The organism is Pseudomonas sp. NPDC096950 (genome assembly GCF_044762525.1).
Taxonomy (GTDB): domain Bacteria; phylum Pseudomonadota; class Gammaproteobacteria; order Pseudomonadales; family Pseudomonadaceae; genus Aquipseudomonas.
Genome location: NZ_JBIWEL010000031.1, coordinates 1 through 24,266, shown reverse-complemented (window position 1 = coordinate 24,266; position 24,266 = coordinate 1). Strand labels below are relative to the sequence as shown.

Genomic DNA, 24,266 nt, shown 5'->3' with positions numbered 1-24,266 from the left:
TGGTTTTAGGCTGCCCAAGGGGATTTGCGGATGATCTCGACAAAGTTCATCGGCTTGAATCCTGGTTCGCTGTCCACCAGCACATCGGCGTTCACCGTGCCGAACGTGGTGTCAGGCTTGTGCTTGAAGCCATTGGCGAACGCACACAGGATGCATTCCTTGAACCCTTCGCCACGCGGGTGGGCATGCACCACCGCTTCGCGCTGAGCGGTCGGGAACGCGGCGTAGTCGATACCCAGCACATCCATTTCCACACCGGCCGTGACCAGCGCCACATTCGGCCGCAGGTGTTGCGGCACACCCGGCGTGGTGTGCAGGGCAATCGACAACCACACCTGTTCGATATCGTCGTCGCTCAGCCCGTAAGGCTTGAGGAACGCCTTGGCGGCGTTGGCACTGTCGACTTCAAAACGCTCGTTGTCGCTGCGCTGACCTTCCACCAGGCCCAGGTCGTGGAACATCGCGCCGACGTAGAGCAATTCCGGGTTGTAGGCCAGTTGCTTGCGTTCGCCGCTCAAGGCACCGAACAGGAATACCCGGCGTGAGTGGTGAAACAGCAGGTCGGATTCGACGTCGCGGATGTATTCGGTGGTGGCCTTGGCCAACGCGCTGTCGGGGATTTTGATACCGGCAATGATGCTGCTCATGGTGCTTTCCTCGTGGGGAACGCCGTGGCGGCGCTGATGGATAAAGTCTGTTCCGGCACCCGCCAGCGGACAATCGATCCATGGCTGCGATCCCGGCCAATGAGCATGCATATCGCGCCAACCTCGCTTGTTGGGCTCGGATTGGCTAGGGTTGGAAGCTAAGCGAGGCCCCCTGTGGGAGCGGGCTTGCTCGCGAAAGCGGTGTATCAGTCGACATCTTTATCAACTGACACGGCCCCTTCGCGAGCAAGCCCGCTCCCACAGGGTTTTGTGTTTGCCATAGATCCATAGAGGGCGTTTCGACCATGCAAAAAACCGTCGCCATCGTGGTGTTTTCCGGCGTGCAGTCCCTGGACGTCACCGGCCCCATGGACGTGTTTTCCGAGGCCAATCGCTTCCTCGCGCCGGAGGATCACTATCGGCTGGAGGTGATCGGTATCGAGCGCGGGGTGATGCCGTGTTCAAACGGTTTGTCCCTGAACGCGCATCGGCATTTCAGCGAAGCGTTGGAGGCGTTTGACTTGTTGCTGGTGGCCGGCGGGCCGCAGTTGCCGTTCATGAATTTTGGCCCGACGTTCGACGCCTGGCTGCGGGATGCGTGCGCGCGGGCACAGCGCTTTGGTTCGATCTGCAATGGCGCGTTCATGCTGGCCCGGGCGGGTTTGCTCGATGGCCGGACCGTCACCACCCATTGGGGCGATGCGACAGCGTTGGCGGCGTTGTGTCCGTCGACGCAGGTCGAGGCAGATCGTTTGTACGTGCAGGACGGCGAGCTGTACACGTCGGCGGGGGTGACGGCGGGGATCGATCTGTCGCTGTACTTGCTGGGCCGCGATCACGGTCCGGAAGTCGCGCTCAGTGTCGCCAAGCGTTTGGTGGTGTTCACCCAGCGCTCGGGCGGGCAATCGCAGTTCAGCCCGTTCCTCACGCCCTATGCCGAACCGACCTCGGCGGTGGCGCTGGTGCAGCTCTACGTGCTCGCCAACCTCACCGGCGACTTGACCCTCGCCGACCTGGCCAACGCCGCCAACATGAGCGCGCGCAATTTTTCCCGGGTGTTTGCCAAGGAAGCCAAAGTGACCCCGGCGGAGTTTGTCGAGCGGGCGCGGGTGGATGCGGCGCGGGTGCTGTTGGAAAGCACGCGCTCGCCGCTGAAAACGGTGGCGTATCAGTGCGGCTTTCGCGATGCCCAGCATATGCGCAGCGTGTTCAACCGCCGGCTGGGGGTGACGCCGCAGCAGTTCAGGCTGAACTTTGCGGCGATGGTTTGAGCAATCGTGGATCTTATGGGAGCACTGCAAATCCATTGAGGGAGCGGGCTTGCTCGCGAAGAGGCCGTGTCAGTCGATAGAGATGTCGACTGACAGACCGCATTCGCGAGCAAGCCCGCTCCCACAGGGATGGAGATCAACCTTTCAACGAGTCATACGCCTCAAGGGTGCGCAGCGAGTAGATATACGCTGCACCGGCATTCAGCGAAATCGCGGTGGCCAGTGTCGCGGCCACTTCTTCGCGGCTGGCACCAGCCTTGATCGCCGCATCGGTGTGAGCCGCGATACAACCGTCACACCGTGTGGTGATCGCCACCGCGATGGAAATCAGTTCGCGGGTCTTGGCATCCAGCACGTTGTTTTCCGCGGCGGCTTCGCCGAGAGCCATGTGGGCCTTGACCATTTTCGGGTTGCTTTTGCCCAGTGCGCCAAAGGCTTTCTGGACGGTGGGCAGCAGTTCGGACCAGTTATTGAACATTGCATTAACTCCTGAGCGGGTTGGGTGTACTGTTTCGACACGCTCAGTTTTGCCCTTTGGCGCGGTTCGGGTTTGTTCGATCCGCTCAGTCATTTCCTCGATGCGCTCAAATGAATCCGATCGATAAACTCATCACCCTGGCCAACGTGCGCGGCAGCCTGGATTTGCGCTGCCAGTTCCAGGGCGACTGGGCGCTGGCCCACGAGCAACAGGCGCTGGGGATGGCGCCTTATCACATCGTCCTGGCGGGCGACTGTCGTGTGGAATTCCCCGACGGCCAGCGCCTGCCCATGCGTGCCGGCGACATCCTGCTGCTGCCCGGTGGCACGCCCCACGTGATCCACAGCCCCGGAAAAACCGTCGCGCCGACGGCGCAGAAAATCATCCGTGGTGGTGCGTTGCCGGTGCATCGCATCGGCGGTGCCAGCGCGGATCTGGACATGCTCTGCGGGACTTTTCACTACAACCGGGCCTCGCTGCTGTTTGCTTCGTTGCCGGACTACCTGGTGATCCCGAGCGGCGCGCTGCCGGTCGATGGGCCGTTGCCGGCGTTGGTCGCGGTGTTGCGCGGTGAGGCGGAAGGCAATCAGGCCGGGGCGAAGTTTTTGCTCGACGCACTGTCCCAGGCGTTGTTCACCCTGATGTTGCGGGCGCATCTGGCCACCCTGGGCCCGGCCAGCGGCACCCTGGCGCTGCTCGGCGACAAACGCCTGGGCCGCGCCTGGCAGGCGATGCTGGCGGACCCGGCCCATGAGTGGACGATCGAGAGCCTGGCCGAAACGGCGAGCATGTCCCGGGCGACCTTCATGCGCTCGTTTGTGAAGGTCGCCGGGGTATCGCCGTGGGTGTTGCTGACGCAAGTGCGGATGGAATTGGCGTTCAGTTTGTTGAGCCAGTCGCATTTGGGCCTGAGCGATATTGCGTTGCAGGTGGGGTATCAATCCCAGGCGGCGTTCAGCAAGAAATTCAAGGAGATTTATGGGGAGGCGCCGGGGCGGGTGCGGCGGGGGATTTAGATTTTGCAGTGTAAATGCGGGCCTCTTCGCGAGCAGGCTCGCTCCCACAGGTGAATCACATTCCAATGTGGGAGCGAGCCTGCTCGCGAAGGCGGCGGCATAAACAATAAAAATCTACCGCGCCGGCAACATCTTCAAAGTACTCCGCGTATTCGCCGTCACCTCTTCATCACTGAAATGCGCCTGCAAGTACGTCCCTTCGATATACGCCTCCGCCTGGTCGTCATAGTGACTGTCGAACGGCACGCCGCTTTGGCCGACCGGGTTGATGGTCAGGCTGTGGGCCGGGTCGGCGAAGTCGATCAGGCGCCGGGTCGAGGGGCCGTAAGTCACCGGCCACGGCGCCGGACCGATTCTGGCCGAGAGGTTGTTCGGCACTTCGTGGGTGCCGGGCGCATCGAAGGGGCCGACGTTGAAAATCCGGTCCAACGGCTTCTGCGTCCCCAGCGGATGACCGTGGGTCAACGTGTGCACCTTGCCCCACTGCCACTGGGTGAAATCGGCGCCCATAGTGGTTTTGAGGTGCGCGATGCTCGCCTGCCACGCGACCTTCACCGTGTCGGCGCGGGATTCTTTAGCCGGAGTGTTGCGGTTGTCCCACCACGGCGAATCCGCGCTGGCGGCCAGGCGCGGTAATGCGGCGTCGATCACTCGGGTCGAGAGCAAGGTTTCGAAGAAGTCATTGCCCAGTTCATCGCGCATCGTCGCGTCGGTCAGGTTGAACAGGAACTGGTTGAACACCGTGGCGCTGATGGAACTGAGCGGGTAATCGCCCGGCCATTGCGCCAGTTGCTCCACCAATTTGCGTTCCGCCGGATCGCTCACCACTTCACGCAATACCGGCAGCAACGGCGCGAGCAAGCGCGGGCCGTAGGCAGTGGTGGTGCCCAGTTGCAGTTTCTGGTTGGCGTCGTTGTCCCACTTCACGTTCTTGTCGCTGAGCTGGCGATTGAGCTGCTGACCGCGATCGGCGAGGTTGTAGTAACCGGGAATCTCCATGCCGGTGGGCGACACCGGCTGGAAGTTGGCCGAGACGATATAGCCCCGCGCCGGGTTTTCTTCCTGGGGGTTGGCGCTGAACGGGTAGAAGCCTTCCTTGTCCGCCTGATTGCTGCTGCCGTCCAGGATGAAGCCGGGCTTCACCCCGGCCGGGCGCTTGGGCAGCAGGGCCGAGGCCCACCAGCCGATATCACCCTTGGCATTGGCGTAGACGATGTTCAACCCCGGCGCCTGGACCTTGGCCGCTGCGGCGCGGGCCTTGGCCAAGGTGTCGGCGCGGTTGAGTTGATAGAAGCCTTCAAGGATCGGATTCGGCGTTTCGAGGAACGCCCACCACATCGCGACTGGTGTCTTGCCTGCGGCGGTGCCGAGCGCATCGTTGATGATCGGGCCGTGGGGCGACTGGCGCAGGATCAGCGTCACCGGCGGCTGGCCTTTCACGGCGATCTGCTGCTCAGTGTTGACCATGTCCACCCATTTGCCGCGATACCAGACCTGGTTCGGATTGTCCGGGTTGACCTTCTCCGCGATCAGGTCCAGATCGTCGTTCTGGAACATGGTCAGGCTCCAGCCGAAATCCAGGTTGTGGCCGAGAAAGGCAAACGGCACCAGCGCCTGATGATGACCGTACAACTCGAAACCCGGCGCCGACAGTTGCGCCTCGTACCACACCGACGGTACCGAGAAGCGAATGTGCGGGTCACCGGCCAGCAGCGGCTTGCCGCTTTTGCTGTGATTGCCGGAGATGACCCAGGCGTTGCTGCCTTCGAACTGCGGCAGGCCGTTGTCGGCCAGGGCTTGTTCGCTGAGGCGGGCGAGGGCGTTCAGGTCTTTCCAGTCCCCGGCGGCGAGGGCCGGGCCGGGCTTGGCGTGCCCTTTGGCCAACACGCCTTTGGGCTGCCAGTCGAGGTCGAAGATGTTCAGGTAGTCGGGCCCGAGCTGATCGCGCACATACGTGAGCAACGGTTCGGTGCGAAACGCCGCAGCAAAGCTGTAGGCCATGTAGCCGGCGACGCTGATGCTGTCTTCGGCGGTGAAGGTGCGCTTGTGGATGCCCAGCACGTCGAACTCGATGGGCGCGGCGTGGGTGTCCTGATATTGGTTGATCCCGTCCAGATAGGCTTGCAGGGCCTTCCACGCCGGTGACTGGCGATCCAGCGAGGCCACATAACTCTCGGCGCGTTCGCGGATGCGCAGGCTGCGGAACAGTTTGTCGGTGTCCAGCAGTTTTGGCCCAAGGATCTCGGCGAGTTCGCCACGGGCGAGGCGGCGCATGGCTTCCATCTGGAACAGGCGGTCCTGGGCGTGCACGTAGCCGAGGGCGCGGTAGAGATCGGTTTCGTTGTCGGCACGGATATGCGGCACGCCGCGCTCGTCGTAGCGCACGGTCACCGAACCTTGCAGGTGTTGCAGCTCCACCTGGCCATGGCGCGTCGGCTGCTTGCTGTAGAGATACCCGCCAACCCCGATGGCGAGCACGACGATCAGCAAGGCAAGTACGGTCAGGACGCGTTTCATGGTGACTCCTTGTTCTTCTTCGATTGCCGCCCGTGTGGGCTGCAAACATGTAGCACAGACCTCCTGTGCCGGGCACTGCCGTCCTCGAATAGTCCGGAATGCCTTACTTCACTTCCACCGGCCACGGGCAGTAGCAACCCACCGCCAACGTGTGGGTCGCGCTCACCGCGCGGCCTTCGTTCAGTGCTTGCAGGATCGGTTCGATAAAGCTGTTGCTCGAATTGCAGGTCAGGCCTTCGCTGTACGGGCCGAAATACGCCAACTTGCCGGCACGGTCCCAGATCGCCACCGCCGGGCTGGCGGGGATCTGCTCGGAACCGGGGAGCACGGTAATGGTTTTCAGGCTGCTCAACGTGGTGGGCAATTGGCCGTGGCTACCGGGTTTTTGTACCGCATAAAACTCGACGCCTTGCGGAACATAGTGCTCGACCAGTTCGGTGAGGTGCTGTTGATTGCCGACATTGCATGGGCAGGCCGGGTCCCAGAAATGCACAAGGCGGATGGCGCCGGGGCCGGCGAGGTCGTCGGGCAGCAATAATGGATCGCCGGAAAACACCGCCGTGTGTTCGCTGAAAGCTCGCAGGTAGCGCCCCTGAAACCAGTCGTAAGCCGCCCACAGCACACCGGCACACACGAGGGCGAGCAGGCTGGCAAGCAATGTGGTGCGGTAGGCCGGACGCATGGGTTTCAATCCTCGAAGGTCGCCCAGCTTGCCATGCTTGCCGCGACAGATGAATATCGCAGGCCCATAAAGTCTGTTTCGCGTTCTGGAATAACCATGCCTGCCACTTTCGACCCCGATCATTTGCGCGCCAGCCTGCGGCCATTGGCCGAGTGGCAGCCGTTGTCGACGGAGGGCCTGGCCTATCAAGCTTTTTATGGACTGGATTTTCCCGGCCGCACGTTGCGCCATGGCTTGGGGCGATTCGAGGTGGATGGTTATGAGGTGGTCAGCCAGGTCTGGTGGCCGGAGCGGGCGAAGGCGACGCTGTTCCTGTTCCACGGTTTCTACGATCACACCGGGCTGTATCGGCATGTGATCGAGTGGGCGCTGGATCAGGGCTTTGCGGTGATCGCCTGCGATTTGCCGGGTCACGGATTGTCCAGCGGCGAGCGCGCGAGCATCAAGGATTTCGCCGAGTATCAGGACACCCTGCAAGGCTTGTTCGCCGAGGCCCGATCCCTGGAGTTACCGCAGCCGTGGCACTTGTGCGGGCAAAGCACCGGCGGGGCGATCGTGATTGATCATGTGCTCAACCAGGGCGCGGACAGTCCGGCCCAGGGCCAGATCATTTTGTTGTCGCCGCTGGTTCGTCCGCGAGCCTGGGGTTGGTCGCAGTTGAGTTATTACTTGCTCAAGCCCTTCGTCAAAGGCATCGCCCGGCGCTTCAGCGAGAACTCCAATGACCCGGCGTTTTTGCCTTTTCTACAAGCCGATCCGTTGCAGCCGCTGCGGTTGCCGACCGCTTGGGTGGGCGCGCTGAGGCGTTGGATCAAGCGCATCGAGGCGGCGGCGCACAGTCCGCGGCGGCCACTGATCGTGCAGGGGCAGGCGGACATGACGGTGGACTGGGAGCACAACCTTGAGGTGTTGAAAGCCAAGTTCGATCGGCCGCAGGTGCTGATGCTGCCGGAGGCGCGGCATCATTTGGCGAATGAGACGGAGGCGTTGCGGGAGGAGTATTTCGGGTTTTTGACGAAGCGGATCAAGGGCCGGAATCTGTAGCGAACATTAGGGCCTCTTCGCGAGCAGGCTCGCTCCCACATTGGAATGCATTGCAAATGTGGGAGCGAGCCTGCTCGCGAAGGCGATTCATCAGGCGACAAAAAATTTACTGAAGGTTCGTCTGCCCCACCGCCAACCCCGCCCGAATCGCCGCCAGCGCGGCCTGGTAATACGCCTTGCCTTCCGCCGACTCGGCAAACGTGGCGAATTCTTCCAGTTCGGTATCCGACAAGTCGCGATAGACGTAGAGCAGCGTGTTGTTGAGGTCGGCGCCAATCTGATCCATCAAGCGCTGGCGCTGACCGTTCAACATGCCCGGTGCCTGACCGCCGCCGAGCAAGCCGGGAATCATCGAGCTCAAGCTGTCCGCTGCGACACCGGCAATCGCCAGGGTCACTTCGGCGCCGGCCTCGCGGGCGGGCAGGGCCTGGGCCAGGTGGCCGATGATCAGCAGGCGGGTGTCGCTGGCTTCAATCTTGGGCAAGCCCTTGGCGTTTTTCGCCAGTTGATCGCGGCGGGTCGCCAGCAATTCGGCGGCGACGATTTTCTTGCCTAGTGGGGTCTGGAAAAAGGCGAGGGCCGGTTTCGGGTCGGCGAGGGTCTTGCGCAGTTGCGCTTCGGCGCGCTGGTCCATGGCCTGGGGGGCGAAGCGCTGGTTGCTGTTGTTCACCAAGGCTTGAAACACGGCGGGTGGCAGGCTGTTCTGGTAGCGCTGCTGGGCGGCGGAGAGGGCGTCGTTGAAATGCGCGCGTTGATCTGGCCAACCGGCGACCTTGTACAACTGGTCGTGGCCGTCTGCCCAAGCGGGCAAAACACAGAACATCAACAGTGAAAAAAGCAAACGGCGCATAGGGACTCCTGTCGGCAGGCGACTATTCTCCGTGCGGTACAAGAACTTGTCGAGAATTCGTATCAGCCCGCTGCGCGGCTCTGTCGGATTTGTGGGCACAGGAATACTATGCGCGCCATGCAAATACCCTCTGATCACCCGCTGCTGTTACGTATCGTCGACGACTTGGCCGAACGAGGCTGGTCGCAGCAGAATATTTTCCTGCCTCTGGGTCTGACCCGGGAACTGGCGGCTGAGTGCCGTAAACGTGCAGCCGAGGGTGAATTGGCCCCGGCGGCGGTGGGTCGTGGGCCGACTTCGGAGATTCGCGAAGGCATCCGGGGCGATCACATCCAGTGGCTCGAACCCGGCGAAACCGAGTCCTGCGACAGTTACCTGAGCTTGATGGACAGCCTGCGCGAAGCGATGAATCGCGGGTTGTTCCTCGGGCTGGAAGATTTCGAAAGCCATTTCGCCCTGTACCCGCCCGGCGCGTTCTACCTCAAGCATGTGGACCGTTTCCGAGACGACGACCGGCGCATGGTCTCGGCGGTGATCTACCTCAACGACGCCTGGCTGCCCGAACACGGCGGTGAACTGCGCATGTACCTCAAGAACGGCGTCAAACACAATGTGGTGCCCACCGGCGGTTGTCTGGTGGTGTTCCTGTCGGGCGAAGTGCCCCACGAAGTCCTGCCCGCCACCCGGGATCGCCTGTCGTTGACCGGCTGGTTCCGCCGTCGCGGTAACGAGCCGTTCTGATCATGCACAAGATTCTGGTTAGCCGCTGCCTGCTGGGCCACCGCGTACGTTACGACGGCGGGGCGAGCGGGCCGTTTGATCTGCTGGACCAATGGATCGCCGAGGGCCGGGTCGTGCCGTTGTGCCCGGAAGTGGCGGGTGGCTTGCCGACGCCAAGGGCTGCGGCGGAGATTCCGGGTGGGCAGGGCGGGGAAGTGCTGGATGGTCAGGCGCTGGTGATCACCACCGAGGGCGAAGATGTCAGTGCTGAGTTTCTGTCGGGGGCTTATCAGGCGTTGGAGCTGGTGCAGAAGCACGGCATCCGGATTGCTGTTTTGAAGGCTAACAGCCCGTCGTGCGGGAATTTGCTGACGTATGACGGGAGCTTCAGCGGTGTGAAGGTCAGTGGCGAAGGGGTGACGGCAGCGTTGCTCAAGCGTCATGGGGTTCAAGTGTTTAGTGAGCTGGAGTTGCCCGAAGCAGCGGCTGCATTGGTTGCGCAAGACTGACGCCTGGTACCAACCCTGTGGGAGCGAGCCTGCTCGCGAAGGGGTCTTAACATTCAACATCATCGTTGACTGTTCCATCGCTTTCGCGAGCAGGCTCGCTCCCACAGGGGTTACTCATCAGCCCGGAATCAGGGTTTGGGCTCCACACTCGTATCCGCCCCAAACCACTTCTGCGTCAACGCCTCCAACCGGCCATCCGCCTTGATCCGCTGCAACGCGTTGTCGAGGCTCGCATGGAACGCCGGGTTACCTTTCTGGAACGGAATCGCCAGGCTCACCGGTTGGCTGACCTTGGGCGCCTCTTCCTTCAGCGTCTGCACCAGCAGCATCGACTGCGGCTGCTCTTCTTTCTGCACGATCAATTGCGCATCGGTGTGGCTGTAGGGTTCGCTGAAGTCGAAACGATCCTTCAGATCCGCGGTCATTGCTATGTGGTTGATGGCCACGTCGTACTTGCCGGTTTCAACGCCTGGCAGCAGATCGCTGGTGTCGGTGACCACGAAGTCGGCGCGCACATCCAGTTCATTGGCCAGCAGCTGGCCCAGCTCGACTTCGAACCCGGTCAATTTGCCGTCGTCCTTGAAATTGAAGGGCGGTGTATTAGCCTCAAGAGCAATACGCAATTCGCCGCGGTCAAATACATCGTCTATCAATTCGGCATGAGCCAAAGGGCTCAAAAGGGGTAGCAGGCAGATCAGGCCAGGCAAAAAACGCATGGTCACTCCTTTGAATTCATTATCGCGATGCTCTGGTTCAGGCTCGCTTTGCTATGGTTGTCGAGGTCCTTCGACAACGAATGGCCGTGAAGTTGTATCGGCCACGCGGATTTTACGGAAAAACTGGAGAAGAGAATGAAAACGTTTATGTCACGAGCAGCATTGGCTGGCCTGTTGATGGGTGTGTCGGTGTTGGCCAGCGCCGCGACTCCGGCGCCCAAAGGTGCGGAAGTGTTCATCGTATCTCCCGAAGACGGCGCCACTGTCCCGGAAACCTTCACCGTCAAATTCGGTGTCAAGGACGTGGCCCTCGCCCCGGCCGGCGACGTCACCAAAAACACCGGCCATCACCATTTGCTGATTGATGTAAAAGAACTGCCCGCTGCCGGCGCGCCGATTCCGCTGGACGCCAATCACATGCACTTCGGCAAGGCGCAGACCCAGGCCGAGGTCAAACTGGCTCCGGGCAAGCACACCTTGCAACTGGAGCTGGGTGACAGCGGCCACATGCCGTTCGATCCGCCGATCGTGTCGAAGAAGATCACCGTCAACGTTAAATGACAGTGTAGCGCCCATGAAAAAGGAGACCCGAAGGTCTCCTTTTTTTGTCGCTCAAGTCACTATCAGAACAGTACGCGGCAACGAATGGTGCCGTTGATGTGCTGCAGTTTCTCCTGGGCGATTTCCGAGTAGTCGGCATCGACGTCGATCACGACGTAGCCGACCTTCTCGTTGGTCTGCAGGAACTGACCGGAGATGTTGATACCGTTTTCGGCGAAGACCTTGTTGATCTCGCTCATCACACCCGGGATGTTCTCGTGGATGTGCAGCAGACGGTGCTTGCCAGGGTGAGCCGGCAGGGCCACTTCCGGGAAGTTCACCGACGATACGGACGTACCGTTGTCGCTGTACTTGACCAGTTTCTCTGCCACTTCCAGACCAATGTTGGCTTGCGCTTCAGCGGTGGAACCGCCGATGTGCGGGGTCAGGATCACGTTGTCCAGGCCACGCAGCGGGCTTTCGAACTCTTCGTCGTTGGAGCGCGGCTCCACCGGGAATACGTCGATGGCCGCGCCGATCAGGTGCTTGTCCTTGATCGCGTCTGCCAGGGCTTGCAGCTCAACCACAGTGCCGCGAGCAGCGTTGATCAGGATGCCGCCCTTTTTGATGGCGCGGATTTCCTTCTCGCCGATCATCCATTGGGTGGCCGCGGTTTCCGGAACGTGCAGGGTGACGATGTCGGACATGCCCAGCAGCTCGGTCAGGTTACCGACCTGAGTCGCGTTGCCCAACGGCAGCTTGGTCACGGTGTCGTAGAAGAACACCTGCATGCCCAGGCCTTCAGCCAGGACCGACAGTTGTGTACCGATCGAACCGTAACCGACGATGCCGAGCTTCTTGCCACGGATTTCGAAGGAATTGGCCGCGCTCTTGATCCAGCCGCCACGGTGGCAGGAAGCGTTCTTCTCAGGGATGCCGCGCAACAACAGGATCGCTTCGGCCAGCACCAGCTCAGCCACGGAGCGGGTGTTGGAGTACGGCGCGTTGAACACCGCGATACCGCGTTCGCGGGCAGCGTTCAGGTCAACCTGGTTGGTGCCGATGCAGAAACACCCTACAGCCACGAGCTTCTTCGCGTGATCGAAGATCTCTTCGGTCAGTTGAGTGCGAGAGCGAATGCCGATGAAGTGCGCATCAGCGATCTTTTCCTTCAGCTGGGCTTCCGGCAGAGAACCAGTGAGGTACTCGATGCTGGTGTAGCCCGCCGACTTGAGAACGTCGACAGCCGATTGGTGGACGCCTTCGAGAAGAAGGAACTTGATCTTGCTCTTATCGAGAGAAGTCTTGCTCATCTGCGTAAACCTGTATCCCGGAGAAAAATGGCAGGAAATGGTCAACAGATGCTGACCCGAACGGCAAGAATGCCGTTACCGCAGAATAGCCGTTGGGCACTACCCTGCGGGGTCGGTATGCTAGCATACGCACCCCGCTAAACACTCATTCCTGCGACGTGAAGCGTTCTCAGGATGACCATGAATTGTTCGAGAGTTCTGTCGATGACCAATCCTGCCCTGATTGAAGAGCTGAAGACCCTGGTTGAGCCTGGCAAGGTGCTGACCGATGCCGACTCCCTCAATGCTTACGGTAAGGATTGGACCAAGCATTTCGCCCCGGCCCCCACGGCCATCGTGTTTCCCAAGACCACCGAGCAAGTCCAGGCCATCGTGCGCTGGGCCAACGCGCACAAGGTTGCGCTGGTGCCGTCCGGCGGTCGTACCGGGCTGTCCGCTGCTGCGGTGGCCGCGAATGGCGAAGTGGTCGTGTCGTTTGACTATATGAACCAGATCCTCGACGTGAACCTCACCGACCGCACTGCCGTTTGTCAGCCTGGCGTGGTCACCGAGCATTTGCAGAACGTCGCGGAAGAAAAAGGCCTGTACTACCCGGTGGACTTCGCGTCGGCCGGTTCGAGCCAGATTGGCGGCAATATCGGCACCAATGCCGGCGGGATCAAGGTGATTCGCTACGGCATGACCCGCAACTGGGTGGCCGGCATGAAAGTCGTCACCGGCAAGGGCGATGTGCTGGAACTGAACCGCGACCTGATCAAGAACGCCACCGGCTACGATCTGCGTCAGCTGTTCATCGGCGCCGAAGGCACCCTCGGTTTTGTCGTCGAAGCCACCATGCGTCTTGACCGTGCGCCGAAAAACCTCACTGCCATGGTCCTCGGCACCGCCGATTTCGATTCGATCATGCCGGTATTGCACGCGTTCCAGAGCAAACTTGACCTGACTGCGTTTGAATTCTTCTCCGACAAAGCCCTGGCCAAGGTCATGGCCCGTGGCGACGTGCCGGCGCCGTTCGAATCCGACTGCCCGTTCTACGCGCTGCTGGAATTCGAAGCGACCACCGAAGAAGTGGCCAACCACGCCCTGGAAACCTTCGAGCACTGCGTCGAGCAGGGCTGGGTGCTGGACGGCGTGATGAGCCAGAGCGAAACCCAGTTGCAGAACCTCTGGAAACTGCGCGAGTACATCTCCGAAACCATCTCCCACTGGACGCCGTACAAGAACGACATTTCGGTCACTGTGTCGAAAGTCCCGGCGTTCTTGAAGGAAATCGACGCGATCGTCGGCGAACACTACCCGGACTTCGAAATCGTCTGGTTCGGCCACATCGGCGACGGCAACCTGCACTTGAACATCCTCAAGCCGGAAAACCTGAGCAAGGACGAGTTCTTTGCCAAGTGCGCTACGGTGAATAAATGGGTGTTCGAAACCGTCGAGAAGTACAACGGTTCGATTTCCGCCGAACACGGCGTGGGCATGACCAAGCGTGACTACTTGACCTACAGCCGCTCGCCGGTTGAGATCGAGTACATGAAAGCCGTCAAAGCTGTGTTCGACCCGAACGGCATCATGAACCCGGGCAAAATCTTCGCGGTGTGAGCCGCGAACTTCACGAATTCACCAGGCAGGAGTCGGTAATGAGCTATCAGCACCAGTATGTCGACGGTACGCGTATTCACTTCCCCCTCGGGAAAGTGGTGTGCATCGGCCGTAACTATGCCGAACACGCCAAGGAACTGGACAACCCGGTCCCGACCGAGCCATTGCTGTTCATCAAACCAGGCAGTTGCGTGGTGCCGCTGGAAGGCGGTTTCGCCATTCCGACCGAGCGCGGCGGGGTGCACTACGAAGCGGAAATCGCCGTGTTGATCGGCAAGCCGCTGTCGACAAAACCGAGCCGTGAAGAAGTGCTGGATGCGATCTCCGGTTTCGCCCCGGCCCTGGACCTGACCCTGCGGGACAAGCAGTCCGAGCTGAAAGCGAAGGGCTTGCCGTGGGAAATCGCCAAGTCCTTCGATGGCGCGGCGGTGATTGCACCGTTCGTGGTCGGCAGCACCTTCTCCGACCTCACCGACATCGGCATCCGCCTGACCATCAACGGCGATGTGCGCCAGGATGGCAACAGCAAGGACATGCTCAACCCGATCGTGCCAATGATCCAGTACATGGCCGGCTGCTTCTCGCTGCAGGCCGGGGACGTGATCCTGACCGGCACGCCGGTGGGCGTTGGTCCGCTGAATGTCGGTGATGAGATCGTGCTGGAATTGCCGGGCGCCAGCAGCTTCACCAGCAGCGTTCGCTGATTCACGCATAACCCTCCTGTGGGAGCGGGCTTGCTCGCGAATGCGGTGTGTCATTCAACGATGATGTTGACTGATCCACCGCATTCGCGAGCAAGCCCGCTCCCACATTGGTTTTGTGATCCTGCCCACAGTCCGCGTCTGCCCGCACATGGCTTTCCCGCCATTTCCCGTTTTTTTCACATCCTGTCTGGATAATTCCGCGGTTCCTGGCGTCTGAGCCGGTCCGTTTGTGCTATTACCCTTAGCCTGAATTTCTGGAACGCATCCCCTGATGGCCACGCAACCGCTCCCGACTCTGCAATCCCCTCGTCGTCCACGTTTCCTGATGCGCTGGTATTACTGGCTGTTGCTGGTGATTGCGGCGGGTTATGGCCTGGCGTTTGCCATGCATTGGGATGATCGCGGTGTGCTGTGGGTGCGCGAGCGTCTGGAAACTCCGGCGGAGCGCCAGCAGAGTGTCTGGCTGCCGGATTACCGGGCGGTGATCGATGCCAAGTTGCTGCCGGGCATGGAAAAGGACGAGGCATCGGACCTGTCCTACGACCCGCAGACCAAAACCCTGTTCTCGGTCATGGGCAAGAACCCGTTCCTGGTCGAGTTGACCTTGCAGGGCGATGTGTTGCGCAAGATGCCGCTGGTGGGCTGGACCAATCCGGAAGGCGTGACGACCATGGGCAATGGCTTGATCGCCATCACCGATGAGCGCGAGCACATGCTGTCGATCGTCAAGGTCGATGCCGCCACCCGCGAACTGCACCGCGAAGACTTCCCGAAATACGACCTGGGTCCGTCGAAAGACCAGAACAAGGCGTTCGAAGCCATCGTCTGGGACCCGCGCAATCAGCAACTGCTGCTGGGTGAAGAGCGCCCACCGGCGCTGTTCAGCTGGAAAAGCGATGGTAGCCAGACTCTTAAGGGCGACAAGCAGAAACTCGCGAGTAACGAACTGGACATCCGCAACCTGTCGGCCTTGGCCATCGACCCGCGCACCGGGCACACCCTGGTGTTGTCCGCCGACTCGCACCTGTTGCTGGAGCTGGACGAGAAGGGCGAGCAGGTCAGCTTCATGACTCTGCTGGGCGGGTTCAACGGCCTGAAGAAGACCATTCCCCGCGCCGAAGGCGTGACCATGGACGAGGCGGGCGTGTTGTATATGGTCAGCGAGCCGAATCTGTTTTATCGCTTCGAAAAACAGAAATAGCCTACAGATGGAGGCTGGCGCGCGGTCGCTCGTTCGGGTAAACCTGCGGGACCGCGGCTGAAGGCTTTAAGCTTGAATTCAGAATGCCGTGGTATTTCATCCGCCCGCCCTGTTTTCGAGCTTGCCTGAATGCGTCGACTTGCCCGTCCCAAACCTCTGATTTTGATCCTGTCGGTGATTGCGCTGATCGTACTTGTCGCGATCGGCCAGTACCTGCGTCTGTTCGAACGCGCCTGGTTCAATCTGCACACGCTATGGCAGCCGGCAAGTGAGCATTCCATTGGTCTGGACCAGTATCGGGTGGTGATCGAGGCGCAAGTGATCGACGGTCTGGACGATGACGTCTCGGCGCTGACCTACGATCCGGTGCGCAAAAGCCTGTTCACGGTGACCAATAAAAATGCCGAACTGATCGAGCTGTCCCTGGACGGCAAGATCCTGCGGCGTGTGTCGTTGATCGGCTTCGGCGACCCGGAAGCGGTGGAGTTCATCAGCGCCGACACCTACGTGGTCACCGATGAACGCCAGCAGCGCTTGATCAAGATTCATCTGGATAAGGACACCACATTCCTCGACGCCGCCGACGCCGAACAGATGACCCTCGGCGTGCACATGAGCGGCAACAAGGGTTTCGAAGGTCTGGCGTACGACTCGGTGGGCAAGCGCCTGTTTGTCGCCAAGGAACGCGATCCGATGCTGATCTACGAAGTGCAGGGATTCCCTCATTACAACCCGGAAAAATCCTACGCCGTGCACGTCGTCAACAATCCCAAGCGCGATGCCGGGATGTTTGTGCGGGACCTGTCGAGCCTGCAATACGACGAGCGCAGCGGCCACTTGATGGCGCTGTCCGATGAGTCGCGGCTGATCATGGAGCTGGATGTGGATGGGCGACCGCTGAGCACGATGTCCCTGAACAAGGGGCGCCAGGGGCTGCAAAAGACCGTTCCGCAAGCGGAAGGGATTGCGATGGATGACGACGGTACGTTGTATCTGGTCAGCGAACCGAACCTGTTCTACACCTTCAAAAAACCAGCACAAAACTAACCAACACCCCAAAACAACTGTGGGAGCGGGCTTGCTCGCGAAGAGGCCGTGTCAGTCGATAGAGATATCGACTGGCACACCGCCTTCGCGAGCAAGCCCGCTCCCACAGGTTATCTGTGTGGCGGGTTACTCAGCGCGCAGGGTTTTGACGCCTTCACTCGTCCCCAGCAACAGCAAATCCGCCGGACGCGCCGCGAACAAGCCGTTGGTGACCACGCCGACGATCGCATTGATCTGCGTCTCCAGCTCCACCGGGTTGGTGATTTGGATGTTGAACACGTCGAGGATGATGTTGCCGTTGTCGGTCAGCACGCCTTCGCGGTAAACCGGGTCGCCGCCCAGTTTCACCAGTTCGCGGGCAACATGGCTGCGGGCCATCGGGATCACTTCTACTGGCAACGGGAACGCGCCGAGCACCGGCACCAGTTTGCTGCCGTCGGCGATGCAGATGAAGGTCTTGGCCACGGCCGCGACGATCTTCTCGCGGGTCAGGGCCGCGCCGCCGCCCTTGATCAGGTTCAGGTGCGCGTCGCTTTCATCGGCGCCGTCGACGTAGAACTCCAGGTCGCTGACGGTGTTCAGCTCATACACCGGAATCCCGTGGCCCTTGAGGCGCGCGGCGGTGGCTTCGGAACTGGCGACGGCGCCATCGAACGCGCCCTTGTGCTTGGCCAGTGCATCAATGAAGCAGTTGGCGGTAGAGCCGGTGCCGACGCCGACGACGCTCTTGTCATCGAGTTTCGGAAGGATGAAGTCGACGGCGGCCTGGGCCACTGCCTGTTTGAGTTGATCCTGGGTCATGCGGGCTCCGAAGCGGGCAAGGGGAGAACGGAAAGGCCGGCATTATAGCGGCATGTGGGTCTAAAACCTCTGCATTCGTGTGGTCGTCCGGCTGAAAGCCGGGTTAGACTCCTTGGCCCTGCCCAACCCGCTCAGTGATGCTTTCCGATGCTCGAACAGTACGTCAAGAAGATCCTCACCTCGCGCGTTTATGACGTTGCCGTAGAAACCCCGTTGCAGACTGCTCGCCAGCTCTCCGAGCGGCTGGGCAACAGTATTTGGCTCAAGCGCGAAGACTTGCAGCCCGTGTTCTCGTTCAAGATTCGCGGCGCTTACAACAAGCTGACCCAGTTGAGCGATGAAGAACGCGCGCGCGGCGTGGTGACCGCCTCGGCGGGCAACCATGCGCAGGGCCTGGCCCTGGCGGCCAAGGTGTTGGGCGTGAAAGCGACCATCGTCATGCCCAAGACCACTCCCGAAATCAAAGTCGAAGGTGTGCGTTCCCGTGGCGGCAAAGTGGTGCTACATGGCGATTCGTTCCCGGAAGCCCTGGCCTACTCGCTGAAACTGGTCGACGAAAAAGGCTACGTCTACATCCACCCGTATGACGATCCCCACACCATTGCCGGGCAGGGCACGGTGGCGATGGAGATTCTGCGCCAGCACCCTGGCCGTCTGGATGCGATTTTCGTCCCGGTGGGCGGTGGCGGTTTGATCGCCGGCATCGCGGCGTACGTGAAATACCTGCGCCCGGAAATCAAGATCATCGGCGTCGAGCCGGACGATTCCAACTGCCTGCAAGCCGCCATGGCGGCCGGCGAACGAGTAATTCTGCCGACCGTGGGCATCTTTGCCGATGGCGTGGCGGTGGCGCAGATCGGCCAGCACACCTTCGATATCTGCAAAGACTACGTCGATGAAGTGATCACCGTCAGCACCGATGAAATCTGCGCGGCGATCAAGGATATCTACGACGATACCCGCTCGATCACCGAGCCTGCCGGCGCCCTGGGCGTGGCCGGGATCAAGAAGTACGTCGACCTGAATGGCGTCACCGGTCACACCTTCGTGGCCATCGACTCCGGTGCCAACGTCAACTTCGACCGTCTGCGCCATGTCGCCGAACGCGCCGAATTGGGCGAGGGCCGCGAAGCCATCATCGCCGTGACCATCCCCGAGAAACCGGGCAGCTTCAAGGCGTTCTGCGAAGCCATCGGCAAGCGCCAGATCACCGAATTCAACTACCGCTACAACACCGGCAGCGAAGCGCACATCTTCGTTGGCGTGCAGACACACCCGGACAACGACCCGCGCAGTGCGCTGATCGCCAGCCTCAGCGAGCAAGGTTTCCCGGTGCTCGACCTGACCGACAACGAACTGGCCAAGCTGCACATCCGCCACATGGTCGGCGGTCGCGCGGCGCATGTGGTCGATGAAGTGATTTTGCGTTTCGAATTCCCGGAGCGTCCGGGGGCGCTGTTCAACTTCCTCAATAAACTGGGCGGGCGCTGGAACATCTCGATGTTCCACTACCGCAACCACGGCGCGGCGGATGGTCGCGTGGTTGCCGGCCTGCAAGTGCCCCACGATGAACGTCATCTGGTGCCCGCAGCGCTTGAAGAAATCGGCTACCCGTACTGGGATGAGAGCGACAACCCGGCCTACAAACTGTTTCTCGGCTGAGCGGCTACGCTGATGGGCACGTCATAAGGAATTCGAACAATGGAAACGTTAACCGCCCTGAAAGTGGCGCATGTGGTGGCAACGGTGTTGCTGCTGGCCAGCGCCTTGGGTCTGGCGATATGGGTCGGGCTTGCGCGGCGCAAGGGCGATGCGACGGCGGGAAGTCGCACGTTGCAACGGCCGCGAGTGTTTGTCTGGTTGTTGATGGGCCTGGCGCTGTTGAGCATGCCGTTCACCGGTTGGTGGATGGTGCATCTGGTGGGCTGGCCGCTGGGGCAGACCTGGATTCTGGCGTCGAGCGTGCTGTACACCTTGGCGGCGCTCGCATGGTTCTGGTTGCTGGTGCGCCTTAACAAACTGCGCACGGCGCCGGGCGGCGTGGGGAAATTTACCTTTGCCTTGGCGTTGTTCAGCTTTGTCTGTTTTATCGCGATCGCGGGGTTGATGGGCGCCAAGCCGGTTTAAGCGCAGCCTCACGCGTCGGCATCAGGTTCGCGCGGCTTGCGTTTGACCGCAGCGTCCGAGCTGCGCAGTGACCTGTCCCATTCGAGTTCGAGGCGGGGCATCAGGAAGTCGATAAAGGCCCGCAGCTTTGGCGGCTGCACGTGCCCTCTGGGAAACACTGCGTGCAGCGCCGGGCAGCGTCCCAGCCATCCCGGCAGCACCGGTTGCACCCGTCCTTCCTCCACATGGCGCTGCATGATCATGTCGGTCGCCATCATCAGCCCCGCGCCGGCAAACAGCGGCTCCTTGAGCAGCTCCGGATCATCCGCCTCGATCACCGGGCTGATTTCAAAACTCTCATGGGCACCGCCATCACTCATCGGCCACGCATAGCTGCTCCCGCTGCGCGCCACCCGCGTCACCAGTGCCAGGTGCTGGCGTAGCTCCAGCGGGTGGCTCGGTTCGCCATGGCGTTCCAGATAAATCGGGCTGGCGTAGATCCGGTTCGGCAGCACGGCCAGTTGGCGGGCGGCCATGGATGAGTCAGGCAAGTTGCCCATGCGCAGCGCGATGTCGATGCCTTCTTCGACGAGGTCGAGGGTTTGGTGGCTCAGCACCAAATCCACATGAACCTCGGGATACAGCGCGCGAAATTCCCCCAGCAGCGGCGACAGCAAACTGATGGTCAACGAATAAGACGCCGTGATGCGCAAGGTGCCGCGCGGGTTGCCCTGCAATTGGCCGACGGCGGCCTCGGCGTCGAGCAAGGACTGGGGGATCTGCTTGCAACACTGGAAGTAGATGCGACCGGCCTCGGTCAGACCCAGGCGCCGCGTGGTGCGGTGCAACAACTGCACGCCGAGGCGCTGTTCCAGTTCCCGAACCTTTCGGCTGATGGTGGTCTTGGGCAATCGAAGCTCGTGAGCAGCCGCCGTGAAGCTGCCTTCTTCGATGACTTTGAGAAACACCAGCGTTTCATTCATGTCCATGGTCTGTATCTCGATCGACTGTGCCGCATTTGGCACAATTAATACCGGAAACAGCGGATTATCAAGTCAATCTCCCAGGCTTATCGTTTGAATGTGCCACGACGGAAACAGTCATGGCCCAAATCACTTCGACCCCTTCAAACGGAGAAACTTCATGAACAGCCTCACCAAAGCCGCATTGTTCGCCGGAGCCACCCTTGCCATAAGCCAGAGCGCCATGGCTGCGCCGGACGCCGCCACCGACCCGCGAATCGACCCGCAAGTGCGTTCGTTCCTGGCCCAGGTCAACAAGGACAGCAGCCCGTTCTGGACCTTGCCCGGGCCGCAGGTCCGCTCGGTGCTGACCGGGTTGCAGGCCAAGACACCGGTTGATCTTTCCGGGGTCATCACCTCGGAAAAAACCATTTCCGAAAACGGCCAGCGCGTGAAGCTGTACGTGATGAAACCCGAACACGCCACCGGCAAGCCACCGGTGCTGCTGTTCATTCACGGCGGCGTGTGGATTGCCGGCGACTTTGAAAACCATAAACGCCTGGTGCGAGATCTGGTGGTGGGCTCCGGCGCGGCGGCGGTGTTCGTCGAGTACACGCCGATCCCGGATGCCGTGTTTCCGACTCAGGTCGAGCAGAACTACGCCGCCGCCAAGTGGGTGGCCGCCCATGGCGCGGAAATCGGCGTTGACGGCAGTCGCATGGCGGTGGCCGGCAACTCCGTCGGCGGCGATATGTCCGCCGCGCTGACGCTGATGGCCAAGGATCGCGGCGGTCCCGATATTCGCTTGCAGGTGCTGCTGATTCCCGCCACCGACACGAACTTTGAAACCCAGTCATACCGTGATTTCGACACGGGCCGCTTCTTGCCGCGGGCCTTCATGCAGTTCGGCTGGAACATCTACGCGCCGGACGAGAAAACCCGCAGCAACCCGTACGCGGTGCCGATGCGCGCGACGCTGGAGCAACTTCGCGGGCTGCCGAAGGCGTTGGTCATCACCGCAGAAAACGATCCGCTACGGGATGAGGGCGAGGCGTATGCCCGCAAGCTCAAGGAGGCCGGCGTCGAGGTCACGGCGACTCGCTACAACGGAATGATCCACGACTTCGTCCTGCTTAACGGCATCCACGATGTGCCAGCTACCCAGGCAGCCATCCGTCAGGCCAGCGATGCGATTCGTGACGCGCTGAAGCAGTGAGTGGGGAAGAGCGGGGCCGCGCAGTTCGGCGGCTCCGTTCGATTTTCAACCAGACTGCTTTTTACGAACTGAAGTCGATCATCCTTAAAGAAAGGAGTCACCATGAAACTCAAATTGATCTCACTGTTAGCCGCTGCCATGTTCGCTTCTGCTCCGATGGCCTGGGCGGACTCCGTTGCAGCACCGGACCAGACCACGGCGTCTTCCGGCTGGGCGGCGCAGCAGGCGCCGGGTTACTACCGTTTTGCGCTGGGCGATTTCCGGGTCACCGTGCTGTCGGACGGCACGGCGCCCCGCGATGTGTCGAAGATCATGAGCAAACCCGACGAAGTTCGAGCGGCGTACGCGGCGTCCCATGAGACGCTGCCGGTGGAGTTGTCGATCAACTGTTTTCTGATCGACACCGGCAGCCACAAGATGCTGGTCGATACGGGGGCGGGGGAATTGTTCGGTGCAGGCTCGGGCCAATTGGTCGCCAATTTGCGCGCCGCCGGTTATCAGCCGCAGGACATCGATGTGATTCTGCTGACACACATTCATGGCGACCATTCCGGCGGCCTGAGCGTGGGTGGTCAGCCGGTGTTTGCCAATGCGACGGTGTATGTCGATCGCCATGATCCGGATTATTGGTTGAGCGCCAGTGTCGAGGCTGCCGCGCCGGCGGATCACAAAACCACGTTCGTGCAGTCGCACAAAACCGTCGATCCGTACGTCAATGCCGGCAAGTTAAAGACTTTCGACGGCGCGACCGAGTTGTTCCCGGACGTCAGCACCGTTGCGGAACACGGCCATACGCCAGGGCTGACCGGCTACATGATCGAAAGCCGTGGCCAGCGTCTGCTGCTGTGGGGGGACATTATTCATTCTGCCGAAGTGCAGTTCCGCGATCCGACAGTCACCGTCGACTATGACGTTGACCCGAAACAGGCCATGGCCTCGCGCCAGCGCGTGCTCAGTGACGCCGCCAAACAGGGTTACCTGGTGGGGGCCGCGCACATTTCGTTTCCGGGGTTGGGGCATGTGCGTGCAGAGAGCAAGGGGTATAGCTGGGCGCCGGTGCCGTATAGCGTGATGTTGCAAAAGCCTGGTCAGTAGCGGAACGCGAGTCAGATAAGTTGAAGTTGAGTTGACTGGCCCCTTCGCGGACAAGCCCGCTCCCACATTTGAAATGCATTCCAATGTGGGAGCGGGCTTGCCCGCGAAGGCGATATCAGTCGCGCAGAGACATCACCGGCCAGCCACGCTTCTCGGCTTCGGCCCGCAGATTCGGGTCCGGATCCACCGCCACCGGATGCGTCACCTGCTCCAGCAACGGCAAATCATTCATCGAATCACTATAGAAATAACTGTCTTCCAGCGAATGCCCGGTCTCTTCCAGCCAACGATTCAACCGCGTGACCTTGCCTTCCTTGAAGCACGGAATGTCAGTGCTGCGCCCGCTGTAGCGGCCGTCGATCATTTCGCATTCGGTGGCGATCAGGGTTTCAACGCCCAGGCGGCGGGCAATCGGTCCGGTGACGAAGCGGTTGGTGGCGGTGATGATCACCAGTTTGTCGCCGGCGTCGCGGTGTTTGGCCAGCAGCTCGATGGCTTTGGGCAGCACGATCGGTTCGATGCAGTCGCGCATGTAGTCCAAATGCCACTGATCGAGAGTGGCCATTTCGGTGCGGCCGAGGATTTCCAGGCAGAAGTTCAGGTATTCGGCCTGATCCAGCTTGCCCGCCAGGTAATCCTGATAGAACTCGTCGTTGCGCGCCTTGTACGTCACGGCATCGAGAAAGCCGCGTTCGCACAGGTAATCGCCCCAGGCGTGGTCACTGTCGCCGCCCAAAAGCGTGTTGTCCAAGTCGAATAAAGCCAGCCGCATTGCAGTTACTCGCTGAAAAGTCTGTAGAAAGGTCCCCAGAATACGTACTTTTCACAAGAGTGCACATAAGGTGGGCCGGCTCGTTGCTGCCTTCACAACCTTTGTGGAACAATGCGGCGACATGCGTTTGCGAGGTTGTTGCCGTGATCGACCCCGATGGTTTCCGCCCCAATGTCGGGATCATTCTCACGAATGATGCCGGCCAGGTGCTATGGGCTCGCCGTATCAATCAAGATGCCTGGCAGTTTCCACAGGGTGGGATCAACCCCCAGGAGACGCCGGAAGACGCCTTGTACCGCGAGTTGAACGAAGAAGTCGGCCTGGAGCGCGAAGATGTTGAAATTCTCGCCTGCACCCGGGGCTGGTTGCGCTATCGTTTGCCGCAACGTCTGGTCCGTACCCACAGCCAACCGCTGTGCATCGGCCAGAAACAGAAATGGTTTCTCCTGCGCCTGATCTG

The 24,266-nt window shown here is 60.9% G+C and carries 25 protein-coding genes; 15 read left to right on the top strand and 10 right to left on the bottom strand.

The features are described from left to right. Positions 1–5: 5 nt before the first annotated feature. Positions 6–647: an HD domain-containing protein gene (locus tag ACIQY3_RS30600; RefSeq protein ID WP_123404031.1), complete on the bottom strand. Its 642-nt coding sequence runs from the start codon at positions 645–647 to the stop codon at positions 6–8. A gap of 305 nt (positions 648–952) precedes the next feature. Between ACIQY3_RS30600 and ACIQY3_RS30595 the strand changes: the two genes are divergently transcribed. Then, positions 953–1,918 carry a GlxA family transcriptional regulator gene (locus ACIQY3_RS30595; RefSeq protein WP_403027450.1) on the top strand — a complete coding sequence of 322 codons (966 nt, stop codon included), beginning with the start codon at positions 953–955 and terminating at the stop codon, positions 1,916–1,918. 136 nt (positions 1,919–2,054) lie between these two features. Here the strand turns inward: ACIQY3_RS30595 and ACIQY3_RS30590 are convergent, their stop codons facing one another. Continuing rightward, complete coding sequence (locus ACIQY3_RS30590; RefSeq protein WP_403027447.1) at positions 2,055–2,396, bottom strand: carboxymuconolactone decarboxylase family protein; 342 nt, start codon at positions 2,394–2,396, stop codon at positions 2,055–2,057. A 110-nt stretch (positions 2,397–2,506) separates the two neighbouring features. On the opposite strand from ACIQY3_RS30590, the gene ACIQY3_RS30585 reads away from it, so the two are divergent. Further along, complete coding sequence (locus ACIQY3_RS30585; protein ID WP_403027444.1) at positions 2,507–3,412, top strand: AraC family transcriptional regulator; 906 nt, start codon at positions 2,507–2,509, stop codon at positions 3,410–3,412. 114 nt (positions 3,413–3,526) lie between these two features. On the opposite strand, the gene ACIQY3_RS30580 is transcribed toward ACIQY3_RS30585, so the two are convergent. After that, on the bottom strand, positions 3,527–5,929 hold the full coding sequence (locus tag ACIQY3_RS30580; RefSeq protein WP_403027441.1) for a penicillin acylase family protein: 2,403 nt from the start codon (positions 5,927–5,929) through the stop codon (positions 3,527–3,529). 103 nt (positions 5,930–6,032) lie between these two features. Further along, positions 6,033–6,611, bottom strand: a complete 579-nt coding sequence (locus ACIQY3_RS30575; protein WP_403027438.1) for a DUF6436 domain-containing protein — start codon at positions 6,609–6,611, stop codon at positions 6,033–6,035. Positions 6,612–6,707: 96 nt separating this feature from the next. On the opposite strand from ACIQY3_RS30575, the gene ACIQY3_RS30570 reads away from it, so the two are divergent. Continuing rightward, positions 6,708–7,655: an alpha/beta hydrolase gene (locus tag ACIQY3_RS30570; protein ID WP_403027435.1), complete on the top strand. Its 948-nt coding sequence runs from the start codon at positions 6,708–6,710 to the stop codon at positions 7,653–7,655. Positions 7,656–7,761: 106 nt separating this feature from the next. Here ACIQY3_RS30570 and ACIQY3_RS30565 read toward each other — a convergent pair whose 3' ends face one another. After that, a complete protein-coding gene (locus ACIQY3_RS30565; protein ID WP_054616973.1) occupies positions 7,762–8,505 on the bottom strand; it encodes a DUF2059 domain-containing protein in 744 nt (247 codons plus the stop codon). Positions 8,506–8,613: 108 nt separating this feature from the next. Here ACIQY3_RS30565 and ACIQY3_RS30560 point away from each other — a divergent pair, with 108 nt between their 5' ends. Both ACIQY3_RS30560 and ACIQY3_RS30555 read left to right on the top strand, forming a co-directional pair. Further along, positions 8,614–9,246, top strand: coding sequence for a 2OG-Fe(II) oxygenase (locus ACIQY3_RS30560; RefSeq protein ID WP_403027432.1), 633 nt, complete (start codon positions 8,614–8,616; stop codon positions 9,244–9,246). Positions 9,247–9,248: 2 nt separating this feature from the next. Further along, positions 9,249–9,734, top strand: coding sequence for a DUF523 domain-containing protein (locus ACIQY3_RS30555; RefSeq protein ID WP_403027429.1), 486 nt, complete (start codon positions 9,249–9,251; stop codon positions 9,732–9,734). Between the two features lie 128 nt (positions 9,735–9,862). Here ACIQY3_RS30555 and ACIQY3_RS30550 read toward each other — a convergent pair whose 3' ends face one another. Further along, positions 9,863–10,450: a transporter substrate-binding domain-containing protein gene (locus ACIQY3_RS30550; RefSeq protein ID WP_403027423.1), complete on the bottom strand. Its 588-nt coding sequence runs from the start codon at positions 10,448–10,450 to the stop codon at positions 9,863–9,865. A 135-nt stretch (positions 10,451–10,585) separates the two neighbouring features. On the opposite strand from ACIQY3_RS30550, the gene ACIQY3_RS30545 reads away from it, so the two are divergent. Continuing rightward, the gene (locus ACIQY3_RS30545) at positions 10,586–11,011 is read left to right on the top strand and encodes a DUF4399 domain-containing protein (RefSeq protein WP_133835524.1); all 426 of its coding nucleotides are present in this window, start codon (positions 10,586–10,588) and stop codon (positions 11,009–11,011) included. 62 nt (positions 11,012–11,073) lie between these two features. Here the strand turns inward: ACIQY3_RS30545 and serA are convergent, their stop codons facing one another. After that, complete coding sequence (serA, locus tag ACIQY3_RS30540) at positions 11,074–12,303, bottom strand: phosphoglycerate dehydrogenase (RefSeq protein WP_403027419.1); 1,230 nt, start codon at positions 12,301–12,303, stop codon at positions 11,074–11,076. 204 nt (positions 12,304–12,507) lie between these two features. Here serA and ACIQY3_RS30535 point away from each other — a divergent pair, with 204 nt between their 5' ends. From ACIQY3_RS30535 to ACIQY3_RS30520, 4 genes are all read left to right on the top strand, one after another. Next, positions 12,508–13,902 (top strand): FAD-binding oxidoreductase, encoded by a 1,395-nt coding sequence (locus tag ACIQY3_RS30535; protein WP_403027416.1) that lies wholly within the window; start codon positions 12,508–12,510, stop codon positions 13,900–13,902. Positions 13,903–13,940: 38 nt separating this feature from the next. Next, a complete protein-coding gene (locus tag ACIQY3_RS30530) occupies positions 13,941–14,606 on the top strand; it encodes a fumarylacetoacetate hydrolase family protein (RefSeq protein ID WP_403027413.1) in 666 nt (221 codons plus the stop codon). A gap of 271 nt (positions 14,607–14,877) precedes the next feature. Further along, positions 14,878–15,807 carry an SdiA-regulated domain-containing protein gene (locus tag ACIQY3_RS30525; RefSeq protein ID WP_403027410.1) on the top strand — a complete coding sequence of 310 codons (930 nt, stop codon included), beginning with the start codon at positions 14,878–14,880 and terminating at the stop codon, positions 15,805–15,807. A 129-nt stretch (positions 15,808–15,936) separates the two neighbouring features. Continuing rightward, positions 15,937–16,854 carry an SdiA-regulated domain-containing protein gene (locus ACIQY3_RS30520; RefSeq protein ID WP_403027408.1) on the top strand — a complete coding sequence of 306 codons (918 nt, stop codon included), beginning with the start codon at positions 15,937–15,939 and terminating at the stop codon, positions 16,852–16,854. A 126-nt stretch (positions 16,855–16,980) separates the two neighbouring features. Here the strand turns inward: ACIQY3_RS30520 and rpiA are convergent, their stop codons facing one another. Further along, positions 16,981–17,655 carry a ribose-5-phosphate isomerase RpiA gene (gene rpiA / locus ACIQY3_RS30515; RefSeq protein WP_403027405.1) on the bottom strand — a complete coding sequence of 225 codons (675 nt, stop codon included), beginning with the start codon at positions 17,653–17,655 and terminating at the stop codon, positions 16,981–16,983. Between the two features lie 147 nt (positions 17,656–17,802). On the opposite strand from rpiA, the gene ilvA reads away from it, so the two are divergent. Beyond that, positions 17,803–19,317: a threonine ammonia-lyase, biosynthetic gene (ilvA, locus tag ACIQY3_RS30510; RefSeq protein ID WP_054044516.1), complete on the top strand. Its 1,515-nt coding sequence runs from the start codon at positions 17,803–17,805 to the stop codon at positions 19,315–19,317. Positions 19,318–19,356: 39 nt separating this feature from the next. Then, positions 19,357–19,782 carry a DUF2269 family protein gene (locus ACIQY3_RS30505; protein WP_403027403.1) on the top strand — a complete coding sequence of 142 codons (426 nt, stop codon included), beginning with the start codon at positions 19,357–19,359 and terminating at the stop codon, positions 19,780–19,782. A gap of 8 nt (positions 19,783–19,790) precedes the next feature. On the opposite strand, the gene ACIQY3_RS30500 is transcribed toward ACIQY3_RS30505, so the two are convergent. Further along, on the bottom strand, positions 19,791–20,750 hold the full coding sequence (locus ACIQY3_RS30500) for a LysR substrate-binding domain-containing protein (RefSeq protein WP_403027401.1): 960 nt from the start codon (positions 20,748–20,750) through the stop codon (positions 19,791–19,793). Positions 20,751–20,904: 154 nt separating this feature from the next. On the opposite strand from ACIQY3_RS30500, the gene ACIQY3_RS30495 reads away from it, so the two are divergent. Continuing rightward, the gene (locus ACIQY3_RS30495) at positions 20,905–21,939 is read left to right on the top strand and encodes an alpha/beta hydrolase (RefSeq protein WP_403027398.1); all 1,035 of its coding nucleotides are present in this window, start codon (positions 20,905–20,907) and stop codon (positions 21,937–21,939) included. A 102-nt stretch (positions 21,940–22,041) separates the two neighbouring features. Continuing rightward, positions 22,042–23,034 (top strand): MBL fold metallo-hydrolase, encoded by a 993-nt coding sequence (locus ACIQY3_RS30490; RefSeq protein WP_403027395.1) that lies wholly within the window; start codon positions 22,042–22,044, stop codon positions 23,032–23,034. 115 nt (positions 23,035–23,149) lie between these two features. Here ACIQY3_RS30490 and ACIQY3_RS30485 read toward each other — a convergent pair whose 3' ends face one another. Further along, a complete protein-coding gene (locus ACIQY3_RS30485) occupies positions 23,150–23,806 on the bottom strand; it encodes an HAD family hydrolase (RefSeq protein ID WP_403027392.1) in 657 nt (218 codons plus the stop codon). Positions 23,807–23,949: 143 nt separating this feature from the next. Here ACIQY3_RS30485 and ACIQY3_RS30480 point away from each other — a divergent pair. Then, positions 23,950–24,266 (top strand): RNA pyrophosphohydrolase (locus ACIQY3_RS30480; RefSeq protein ID WP_403027389.1); only part of this gene is annotated, 317 nt, incomplete at its 3' end.

Coding starts and splice junctions, on each gene's coding strand:
- ACIQY3_RS30600 (WP_123404031.1), bottom strand. CDS start 647: ATGAGCAGCATCATTGCCGGTATCAAAATCCCCGACAGCGCGTTGGCC.
- ACIQY3_RS30595 (WP_403027450.1), top strand. CDS start 953: ATGCAAAAAACCGTCGCCATCGTGGTGTTTTCCGGCGTGCAGTCCCTG.
- ACIQY3_RS30590 (WP_403027447.1), bottom strand. CDS start 2,396: ATGTTCAATAACTGGTCCGAACTGCTGCCCACCGTCCAGAAAGCCTTT.
- ACIQY3_RS30585 (WP_403027444.1), top strand. CDS start 2,507: ATGAATCCGATCGATAAACTCATCACCCTGGCCAACGTGCGCGGCAGC.
- ACIQY3_RS30580 (WP_403027441.1), bottom strand. CDS start 5,929: ATGAAACGCGTCCTGACCGTACTTGCCTTGCTGATCGTCGTGCTCGCC.
- ACIQY3_RS30575 (WP_403027438.1), bottom strand. CDS start 6,611: ATGCGTCCGGCCTACCGCACCACATTGCTTGCCAGCCTGCTCGCCCTC.
- ACIQY3_RS30570 (WP_403027435.1), top strand. CDS start 6,708: ATGCCTGCCACTTTCGACCCCGATCATTTGCGCGCCAGCCTGCGGCCA.
- ACIQY3_RS30565 (WP_054616973.1), bottom strand. CDS start 8,505: ATGCGCCGTTTGCTTTTTTCACTGTTGATGTTCTGTGTTTTGCCCGCT.
- ACIQY3_RS30560 (WP_403027432.1), top strand. CDS start 8,614: ATGCGCGCCATGCAAATACCCTCTGATCACCCGCTGCTGTTACGTATC.
- ACIQY3_RS30555 (WP_403027429.1), top strand. CDS start 9,249: ATGCACAAGATTCTGGTTAGCCGCTGCCTGCTGGGCCACCGCGTACGT.
- ACIQY3_RS30550 (WP_403027423.1), bottom strand. CDS start 10,450: ATGCGTTTTTTGCCTGGCCTGATCTGCCTGCTACCCCTTTTGAGCCCT.
- ACIQY3_RS30545 (WP_133835524.1), top strand. CDS start 10,586: ATGAAAACGTTTATGTCACGAGCAGCATTGGCTGGCCTGTTGATGGGT.
- serA (WP_403027419.1), bottom strand. CDS start 12,303: ATGAGCAAGACTTCTCTCGATAAGAGCAAGATCAAGTTCCTTCTTCTC.
- ACIQY3_RS30535 (WP_403027416.1), top strand. CDS start 12,508: ATGACCAATCCTGCCCTGATTGAAGAGCTGAAGACCCTGGTTGAGCCT.
- ACIQY3_RS30530 (WP_403027413.1), top strand. CDS start 13,941: ATGAGCTATCAGCACCAGTATGTCGACGGTACGCGTATTCACTTCCCC.
- ACIQY3_RS30525 (WP_403027410.1), top strand. CDS start 14,878: ATGGCCACGCAACCGCTCCCGACTCTGCAATCCCCTCGTCGTCCACGT.
- ACIQY3_RS30520 (WP_403027408.1), top strand. CDS start 15,937: ATGCGTCGACTTGCCCGTCCCAAACCTCTGATTTTGATCCTGTCGGTG.
- rpiA (WP_403027405.1), bottom strand. CDS start 17,655: ATGACCCAGGATCAACTCAAACAGGCAGTGGCCCAGGCCGCCGTCGAC.
- ilvA (WP_054044516.1), top strand. CDS start 17,803: ATGCTCGAACAGTACGTCAAGAAGATCCTCACCTCGCGCGTTTATGAC.
- ACIQY3_RS30505 (WP_403027403.1), top strand. CDS start 19,357: ATGGAAACGTTAACCGCCCTGAAAGTGGCGCATGTGGTGGCAACGGTG.
- ACIQY3_RS30500 (WP_403027401.1), bottom strand. CDS start 20,750: ATGGACATGAATGAAACGCTGGTGTTTCTCAAAGTCATCGAAGAAGGC.
- ACIQY3_RS30495 (WP_403027398.1), top strand. CDS start 20,905: ATGAACAGCCTCACCAAAGCCGCATTGTTCGCCGGAGCCACCCTTGCC.
- ACIQY3_RS30490 (WP_403027395.1), top strand. CDS start 22,042: ATGAAACTCAAATTGATCTCACTGTTAGCCGCTGCCATGTTCGCTTCT.
- ACIQY3_RS30485 (WP_403027392.1), bottom strand. CDS start 23,806: ATGCGGCTGGCTTTATTCGACTTGGACAACACGCTTTTGGGCGGCGAC.